Genomic DNA, 8,154 nt, shown 5'->3' with positions numbered 1-8,154 from the left:
ACCGCCACCATGCCCACCGCGCCCACCGCCACCGACGCCCACGAGCGCAGCGCCTTCTTCGTCGGCACCACCGGATCCGGCGGCAGGTTGTAGACCTCCGGCTTGTCCAAGAGCAGGAAGAACGCGTTGAGCCCACCGGTGCCCGGCTGGTTCTCCGCGTCCTTGCCGTACAGGTACGCGTCCGTCATGCCCCGCTGATGCAGGTCGCGCACCCGCGACTCCGCTCGCGCGTGCAGTTCGTCCAGATCGCCGTACTGGATGGACGCCGTGGGACACGCCTTCGCGCACGCGGGCGTCTGGTCGTCTCCGATGCGGTCGTAGCAGAGCGTGCACTTCCACGCGCGCCCGTCATCCTCGCGCCGGTCAATCACGCCAAAGGGACACGCGGACACGCAGTAGCCGCAGCCGTTGCACACGTCCGGCTGCACGTAGACCGTGTCGAACTCCGTGCGCACGATGGCGCCCGTGGGACACGCCTCCAGACACCCCGCGCGCTGGCAGTGCTTGCACACGTCCGACATCATCAGCCAGGAGAAGTCCCCCGCGCCCGACGTCTGCCCCTGCAACGGCACCGGACGCTCCACGAACGCCACGTGCCGCCACGTGGACGCGCCCAGGTGCGCCGTGTGGTCGTAGGACATCCCCGTGAAGTGGAAGCCGTCGTCCGGAAGCTGGTTCCACTGCTTGCACGCGACCTCGCACGCCTTGCAGCCGATGCAGAGCGTCGTGTCCGTGAAGAACCCCTTGCGGCTCCCCATGCGCCTATCCCTTCCCCTCGGGTTCCTGTGACTCCGAATGGTCCGTTTGCGGCGTCACGTCGCGAGGCACCTCCGGCACCGTCAGCGGAGGCGGCGCCGCTCCCGCCGCGGCCCGCTCCCCCGAGCGCATCCGCCCCGCCCGCAGGTCCGCCGTGAACGCCTTCGACTCCTGGATGTCCACGTTCTGATCCGCGACGAACGCCGTCAGCTCGTTGGCGCCCTCGCCGCGCACGCGCCCCGTGACGCCCCAGTGGTACGGCAGGCCAATCTGGTGCACCTGCCTTCCCTTCACCTTCAGCGGGCGGATGCGCTCCGTCACCAGCGCCCGGCACTCCAGGTCCCCTCGCGCCGTGGCCAGCGTGCACCAGTCCCCGTTCTTCAATCCCTTCTCGCGCGCCAGCTCCGGGGAGATTTCACAGAACATCTCCGGCTGCAGCTCGCTCAGCCAGGACAGCCAGCGGGACATGCCGCCCGCGGTGTGGTGCTCCGTGAGCCGGTACGTGGTGACGAGGTACGGATAGCGCGGGTCGCCCCAGGCGCGGTGATAGGGATTGTCCTTGCGCCTCCACTCCTCGCGCGTGGGGCTGCACTGCTGCGCGTAGAGCGGGTTGGGCACCACCGACTCCATGGGCTCGTAGTGCGTGGGCAGCGGCCCGTCCATCGTCCCGCTGGGCGCGAAGAGCCAGCCCTTGCCGTCCGCCTGCAGGAGGAACGGATCATTTCCGGCGATGGTCTCCAGCCCCGTCGCGCCCTCGGGCGGCCGGTAGTCCGGCGGCCGGTCCGCGATGAAGTCCGGCACGTCCTCGCCCGTCCACTGCTTCTGGCCGGCGTCCCACCACACGTAGCGCTTGCGCTCGCTCCAGGGCTTGCCGTCCGCGTCCGCCGACGCGCGGTTGTAGAGGATGCGCCGGTTGGCGGGCCACGCCCAGCCCCACTCGGGCGCCACCCACGTCTGCTCCTTCCCGGACTTGCGCCGCGCCGTCTGGTTCACGCCGTCCTTGAAGCACCCCGAGTAGATCCAACAGCCACAGGCTGTCGAGCCGTCGTCCTTCAGCTCCGCGAACCCCGGCACCGGCTTTCCGTCCGCCACCGTGTAGCCGTTGATCTCCTGGAGCACCGCCTCCGCGGAGGGCTCCGCGTGCGGCCCGTGCGTGGGGTAGTCCCACGTCAAATCCAAGAGCGGCGCGTCCTTGGGGTCCGTGGAGCCCGCGTAGAGCGCTCGCAGCTTGCGCCCCAGGTGGTAGGTGAAGTGCAGCTCGCTGCGCGTGTCCCCTTGCGGCTCCACCGCCTTGTGATGCCATTGCAGCAGCCGCTGCGTGTTGGTGAAGGTGCCGTCCTTCTCCGTGTGCGCGGCGGCCGGGAAGAAGAACACCTCCGTCTGGATGTCCTCCGGCCGCACCTGCCCGGACTGCACCTCCGGCGCCGTGCGCCAGAACTCCGCCGTCTCGATGAGCGTGAAGTCGCGCACCACCAGCCAGTCCAGGTGGCGCAGCCCCTTGCGCTGGAGCGCCCCGTTCATGCTGCCCACGGCGGGGTTCTCTCCCATGACGAAGTAGCCCTGGAGCCTCCCGTCCGCCATGTCCGCCACCGTCTGCATGTGCGAGTGGTTCCCCGTCAGCCGGGGCAGGTGGTTGAACAGGTAGCCGTTGTCCTTCGTCGCCTTGTCCCCGAACCAGGCCTTGAGCAGCGACACCGCGTACTTGGGGAACTCCGACCACCAGCCGCTGCCGGACTTGTTGTCGCGGATGTATTCGTCCAGCCCGTCGTGGAGGATGTTCGCGTGCGGCATGGGCAGGTAGCCCGGCAGCAGGTTGTAGAGCGTGGGGATGTCCGTGGAGCCCTGGATGGACGCGTGCCCGCGCAAGGCGAGGATGCCGCCGCCGGGCCGGCCGATGTTGCCCAGCAGGAGCTGGAGGATGGCCGCCGTGCGGATGTACTGCACGCCCACCGAGTGCTGCGTCCAGCCCACCGCGTAGCAGAACGCGCTGGTGCGCTCCGGGTTGGAGTTGTCACAGAGCGTCCGCGCGATCTGGAGGAACAGCTCCTCGTCCACGCCGCACACCTGCGACACCACCTTCGGCGTGTAGCGGGAGAAGTGGCGCTTGAGCAGCTGGAACACGCACCGGGGATGCTGGAGCGTTTCGTCGCGGTGCTCGTCGTGCACGTCCACGCGGTGGTCGTGTCCGCCGCCGCCCGCGCCCGGCTCGTCCGTCAGCTCCTTGTGGCCCGCCGCGGGCACGGCGCCCGGCACGTCCTGGTACTGCCAGGACGCGATGTCATAGCGGTTGTTCTTCGGCTGGAAGCCGCTGAAGAGCCCCTCCAGGTCCTCCGTGTCCTGGAAGCCCTCGCGGATGAGCGTGGCCGCGTTGGTGTACTGCACCACGTAGTCGCGGAAGTACCGCTCGTGCTCCAGCACGTAGTGGATGAGCCCGCCCAGGAAAGCGATGTCCGTGCCCACGCGGATGGGCGCGTAGAGGTCCGCCACCGCGCTGGTGCGCGTGTAGCGAGGGTCCACGTGGATGACCTTCGCGCCCCGGGCCTTCGCCTCCATCACCCACTGGAAGCCCACCGGATGGCACTCGGCCATGTTGGACCCCTGGATGAGGATGCAGTCCGAGTGCTGCAGGTCCTGCTGGAACGTCGTGGCTCCACCGCGGCCGAACGTGATGCCCAGACCGGGCACCGTGGACGCGTGTCATATTCGAGCCTGGTTCTCCACCTGCACGACGCCCAGCGCGCTGAAGAGCTTCTTGAGGAGGTAGTTCTCCTCGTTGTCCAGCGTCGCCCCGCCCAGGTGCGCCAGCCCCAGCGTCCGGTTCACCCGCTGGCCCTTCGCGTCCGTCAGCTCGAACGTCGCGTCGCGCGTGCGCTTCACGCGCTCGGCCACCTTGTCCATGGCCTCTTCCAGCGGGATGGGTTCCCACTCCGTGCCGCCGGGGCGGCGGTAGAGGACCTGCTGCACGCGTTGCGTTCCCGTGACCAGCTGGAAGGTCGCGGCCCCCTTGGGACACAGCCGGCCGCGGGAGATGGGGGAATGCGGGTCGCCCTCGATGTCGAGGATGCGGCCGTCGCGCACGTGCACCTCCTGCCCGCAGCCCACCGCGCAGTACGGGCAGATGGACTTCACCACCCGGTCCGCGGTCTTCGTGCGCGGCGCCAGCGAGCGGCTTCGCGCCGACATCGCCGTGTCCCCCAGCGCCCGGCTGTCTCCCCGCGCGAACTGCCGCAGCACGGGCCATCCCTTCATCAGGTCGCGGAACTTCAAGGCCGCTCCTTCCCGGGACACGCACGTGGATCCCACTCTCAAGATGGGGACGCACGACACGGGGGACCAGTGGGACCGGCGTCCAACACCGGAGCCAGAGCAAGCGGGCAGGCATGGAAATACTCCACGCCCGAAATCAGCGCGGGGGGCTCGAGTCGTTATTTCTCCACGGTGCCAACGCCTCTTCCGGTTTCCCCGTCCCCTTGGGCCTCCAGGCCTCCAGGAGGAACCGGAAGACCCGCGGCCACGTGACGGCCGGACGTGGCGGAGAGCGAGTGGAGAACCTGCATGAAGGACAGTGCCCCTCTCATCCTTTTGATCGAGGACGAGGAAGACATCCGGGATGCGGTCGCGACACTGCTGGAGATGGAGGGCTATCGCGTCGCCCAGTGCGTCCACGGCCAGGATGCGTGGACCTGGTTGCAGTCCCATCCGCGTCCGGGCCTGGTGCTGCTGGACCTGATGATGCCGGTGATGGACGGACAGGCCTTCCTCGCGCGGCTCTCACAGGAGCGCATGTTGGACGGCGTGCCCATCATCGTGCTGTCCGGCAGCCCCTTCCATCCCCCCGGCGCGGCGGCCTACCTGCGCAAGCCGGTGTCGGTGGCGTCGCTGATGGAAGTGGTGCGCCGCTTCCTGCCGTCATCCGAGGAAGGCCCGGAAGGACCTCACACGTCGTGAAACATGTGTCGCGCGGCGCGACGTGCGGTCATCCAGGACTCGCGATGGAGCGAGACCTGTGGAATCCTCGCGCCCCGTCAGGTCCCCCGCCTGGTCCATTCCCCCTCATTCAAAGGACGACGCCGATGCCGGCTGGCACGCTGAATCTACCCGAGGACGTCGCGCGTGACCTGGAAGCCCGCCTGGCCGCGACGGCTCCGGACGAGACGAGCCGGGGCCTGTTCTTCCTGGGCGTGCTGGACGCGGTGCGCTTTCTGGGCGGAGCGGACGCGGTGAAGCGCTGTCTGGAGCAGGTGGAGGAGACGGCGGACTTCATCCCCATGCAGACCTATCCGTTCCCGCGCTTCCTGCGGCTGTCGTACGTGGCCGCGGAGCAGCTGTCGCCGCTGGTGGGCGGGCACGATGCGGCGCAGCGGCAGATTGGCACGCAGGCGATGCTGGACTTCCTCAACTCCATGTTCGCGCGCGACTTCGTGCAGCAGGCGGGCGGTGACCCGAAGCGGCTGCTGGAGCTGATGCACTCGGGCTACCGCACGGCGCTGAACTTCGGCGAGCGCTCCGTGGAGTGGACGGGGCCCACGTCGGGCCGGGTCATCATGAAGCGCTCGCTGATGCCGGTGCCCTACAACGAGGGCATCCTCCAGTCCGCGCTGGAGGTGACGGGCGTGCAAGACGTGCAGGTGCGCGGGCATGCCCAGTCGTTGGTGGACGCGTACTACGACGTCTCCTGGTCGTAGCCCCCAGCTCCCAGCCCGCCGGCCCGGAGGCCGGGCGGGCAGACGGGCGGGCACGGCGCGGAGGATTCCGGGGGCTTGCCCCGTGCGAAGCCCGGCCGGAAACCCCACCTCAGGGCGAGGAGGGGCGAAAGCGCATGGCGCGTCATGAAGACTTGAGGGGGCAGGTGGCCATCGTCACGGGCGCTTCGAGCGGCGTGGGGTGGCAGTCCGCGCTGCGGCTGGCGGAGGCCGGCGTCAAGCTGTGCGTCACCGCGCGGCGGCAGTCGGCCCTGGAGCAGCTGCGCGTGGAGGTGCTCCAGCGCGGCGGCGAGTGCCTGGTGAGTGACGGCGACGTCACGGTGGCCGAGGACGTGGAGCGCGTGGTGCGCGAGTGCGTGGCGCACTACGGCCGCGTGGACCTCCTGGTGAACGCGGCGGCGGTGCAGTCCTACGGCGACTTCGACCAGCTGCCCTGGGAGCACATCACGCGCGTGTTCGACGTGAACTGCTTCGGCTACTTCCGCTTCGCGCGCGCGGTGCTGCCGCACTTCAAGAAGCAGGGCCACGGCCACCTGCTCAACATCCAGTCCATGCTGGCGGCGGGGTCCGCGCCGCTGCTGTCCGCGTACGCGGCGTCCAAGCACGCGACGCTGGGGTGGGCGCAGTCGCTGGAGCTGGAGCTCCACGGCACGGGCATCCAGGTCTCCAACGTGCTGGTGCCCTCCGTGTCCACGCCCATGTTCGACCACGCGCCCACCATGCTGGGCAAAAAGCCCGTGCCGGTGCCGCCCACGTACGACGTGGACCTGGTGGCCCGCGCGGTGGTGCGGCTGGCGAAGCGGCCGGGCCGCACGTCGGTGCCGGCGTTCCTCCAGGGGCGGCTGATGCTGTGGCTCAACGGCCTGGCGCCCTCCGTGGGCAAGGCGGTGCTGTCCCGCTTCGGCGCGCGGATGCAGACGACGGACGTGCCGCTGGACCGGCCCGAGGGCAACCTCTTCACCCCGGTGGAACAGGGGGTGGGGCCTCGCGGCAGCGTGCCGCCGACGCCCGCGTGGAAGCGCTTCTCCGCGACGCTGGGACTGGCCGCGCTCACCGGCGGCGTGGTGGGCGGCGCGGTGCTGGGCACGCGCGGCCTCTTGCGTGCTGTTCGCTGAGCTTTACGGCGCGATCAGGATTTTTGCGCGGCACTGATGGTGTCGTGTGAACGAAGTGTTGGGTGGGTCGGAAAACATCCTCGCGTTGCGGCGCCCTTTGGCTAGAAGGGGCCCCGCACGCGCTTCCGGGGAAGGGTCGGCCGGGCGCGAACGAGGGGAGAACATCCGATGCGTGGAAGCAACAAGTGGACGGGCCTGGCGCTGGTGGCGGGCCTCGCGGTGTCGGCGCAGGCGGTGGCGGCGGAGCAGCCGGACCTGAACGCGAACCCGGGCAGTTCGTCGTCGTTCGGCCAGGAAGGCCAGATGGTCATCAGCCAGGACCTCAACGGCTTCCTGGGCTACAACACCGCCGACGAAGTGTTCCTCATCCGCCTGGAGCCGTCCGCGGACTACTTCCTCCAGTCGAACCTGTCCGTCGGCGCGTCCGCGCTGGTGGCCTTCGGCTTCGGTGACAGCACCGTCGTGGGCCTGGGCGTGCTGGGCCGCGTGGGCTACCACCTGCCGCTGGGCGACCGCGTGTCGCTCTGGCCCAAGGCGGGCTTCGGCGTGCAGTTCGCCCACGTGCCGGGCGCCAGCGACGTGAACTTCGTCCTGGACTTCAACGCCCCCGTGCTCTTCCACCTGACGCCGCACTTCTTCATCGGCGCGGGTCCGCAGGTGCGCGCGGTCATCAGCCAGGACGTGGGCAGCCTGGGCTCGCAGCAGGGCTACTTCGCCGGCAACGACGTGACGCTGGGCATCACCACCACGGTCGGCGGCTACTTCTAGCCTCGGGCCTTCTCCGGCACCCCGGGCTTCGTGCCCGGGTGCCGGGGGATGCAGGACCCGTGGCGTAGGGTCCGTTGGGTTGACGCCACGGGTTGTTTGTGTTGGGTTTGAGGGTGCCATGTCCGTGCTTCCGTTCACCTCCCGGCTGCCCGCGTTCGCCCCCCTGCATCCGCTGGGGAGGGGCCCGCTGGGCGAGTGGGTGTCCCTGGTGTGGCCGCTGGAGCAGGACGCGGCGGGGGCGCGCCCGCTGGTGGTGAAGACGTTCCTGCTGGCGTCCGGGCTCTCGCCGGAGACGCGGCATCCCCTGGAGGAGGCGCTGGCGCGGGCGGTGCCGCTGCGGCATCCGGGCATCGCGAGGCTCCACGGCTTCCAGGTGGACGTTCGCGACACGCTGACGGTGGTGTCGGACTACGTCCCGGGCTGTTCGCTGGCCACGGCGCGCCGGCGCGTGCTGGGGCGGGGTGGGCGGCCGTCGGAGGCCTTCGTGTGTCACGTGGGCGCGGAGGTCGCGGGCGCGCTGCAGGCGTCGCACGCCGCGCACGTGGTGCACGGGGACGTGCATGCGCACCGCATCCGCGTGGGTCCTCGCGGTGAGGTGACGCTGACGGACTTCGGGCTGAGGCCCGCGCGGCCGCTGCTGCGCCGCTTCACGGCGCCGTCCCGGCCGGACGTGGTGGCGCCGCCGGTGCGCGAGGACGCGGTGGGCTCGACTCTGGAGGCGCGGGAGGACCTGCGCGCGCTGGGGCGGGTGCTGCTGGAGCTGGCCTCGGGGAACACGGTGGTGCCGGAGGACACGGCGGGCGCGGACGCGG

General features: G+C 70.1%; 7 protein-coding genes. 5 read left to right on the top strand and 2 right to left on the bottom strand.

Annotation, left to right across the window (positions count from 1 at the left end):
* Positions 1–758 (bottom strand): 4Fe-4S dicluster domain-containing protein (locus tag D7X55_RS31065; protein WP_199747239.1); only part of this gene is annotated, 758 nt, incomplete at its 3' end.
* Positions 759–762: 4 nt separating this feature from the next.
* On the bottom strand, positions 763–4,005 hold the full coding sequence (gene fdh, locus D7X55_RS31060) for a formate dehydrogenase (protein ID WP_199747241.1): 3,243 nt from the start codon (positions 4,003–4,005) through the stop codon (positions 763–765).
* 306 nt (positions 4,006–4,311) lie between these two features.
* On the opposite strand from fdh, the gene D7X55_RS31050 reads away from it, so the two are divergent.
* The 5 genes from D7X55_RS31050 to D7X55_RS31030 form a co-directional block, all read left to right on the top strand.
* Positions 4,312–4,704 (top strand): response regulator, encoded by a 393-nt coding sequence (locus D7X55_RS31050; protein ID WP_121724955.1) that lies wholly within the window; start codon positions 4,312–4,314, stop codon positions 4,702–4,704.
* A gap of 125 nt (positions 4,705–4,829) precedes the next feature.
* On the top strand, positions 4,830–5,441 hold the full coding sequence (locus D7X55_RS31045; RefSeq protein ID WP_120552009.1) for a DUF2378 family protein: 612 nt from the start codon (positions 4,830–4,832) through the stop codon (positions 5,439–5,441).
* Between the two features lie 134 nt (positions 5,442–5,575).
* The gene (locus D7X55_RS31040; protein WP_120552010.1) at positions 5,576–6,574 is read left to right on the top strand and encodes an SDR family NAD(P)-dependent oxidoreductase; all 999 of its coding nucleotides are present in this window, start codon (positions 5,576–5,578) and stop codon (positions 6,572–6,574) included.
* Between the two features lie 168 nt (positions 6,575–6,742).
* On the top strand, positions 6,743–7,342 hold the full coding sequence (locus D7X55_RS31035; protein WP_120552011.1) for an outer membrane beta-barrel protein: 600 nt from the start codon (positions 6,743–6,745) through the stop codon (positions 7,340–7,342).
* Positions 7,343–7,460: 118 nt separating this feature from the next.
* Positions 7,461–8,154 (top strand): protein kinase (locus D7X55_RS31030; protein ID WP_147470272.1); only part of this gene is annotated, 694 nt, incomplete at its 3' end.

Source organism: Corallococcus sp. AB049A (assembly GCF_003668885.1).
Taxonomy (GTDB): Bacteria; Myxococcota; Myxococcia; order Myxococcales; family Myxococcaceae; genus Corallococcus; species Corallococcus interemptor.
This window is presented reverse-complemented; position numbering and strand designations above follow the sequence as displayed.

What these genes read in the sequence shown, in the direction of transcription:
- D7X55_RS31050 (WP_121724955.1), top strand. Translation starts at nt 4,312, where the DNA reads ATGAAGGACAGTGCCCCTCTCATCCTTTTGATCGAGGACGAGGAAGAC.
- D7X55_RS31045 (WP_120552009.1), top strand. Translation starts at nt 4,830, where the DNA reads ATGCCGGCTGGCACGCTGAATCTACCCGAGGACGTCGCGCGTGACCTG.
- D7X55_RS31040 (WP_120552010.1), top strand. Translation starts at nt 5,576, where the DNA reads ATGGCGCGTCATGAAGACTTGAGGGGGCAGGTGGCCATCGTCACGGGC.
- D7X55_RS31035 (WP_120552011.1), top strand. Translation starts at nt 6,743, where the DNA reads ATGCGTGGAAGCAACAAGTGGACGGGCCTGGCGCTGGTGGCGGGCCTC.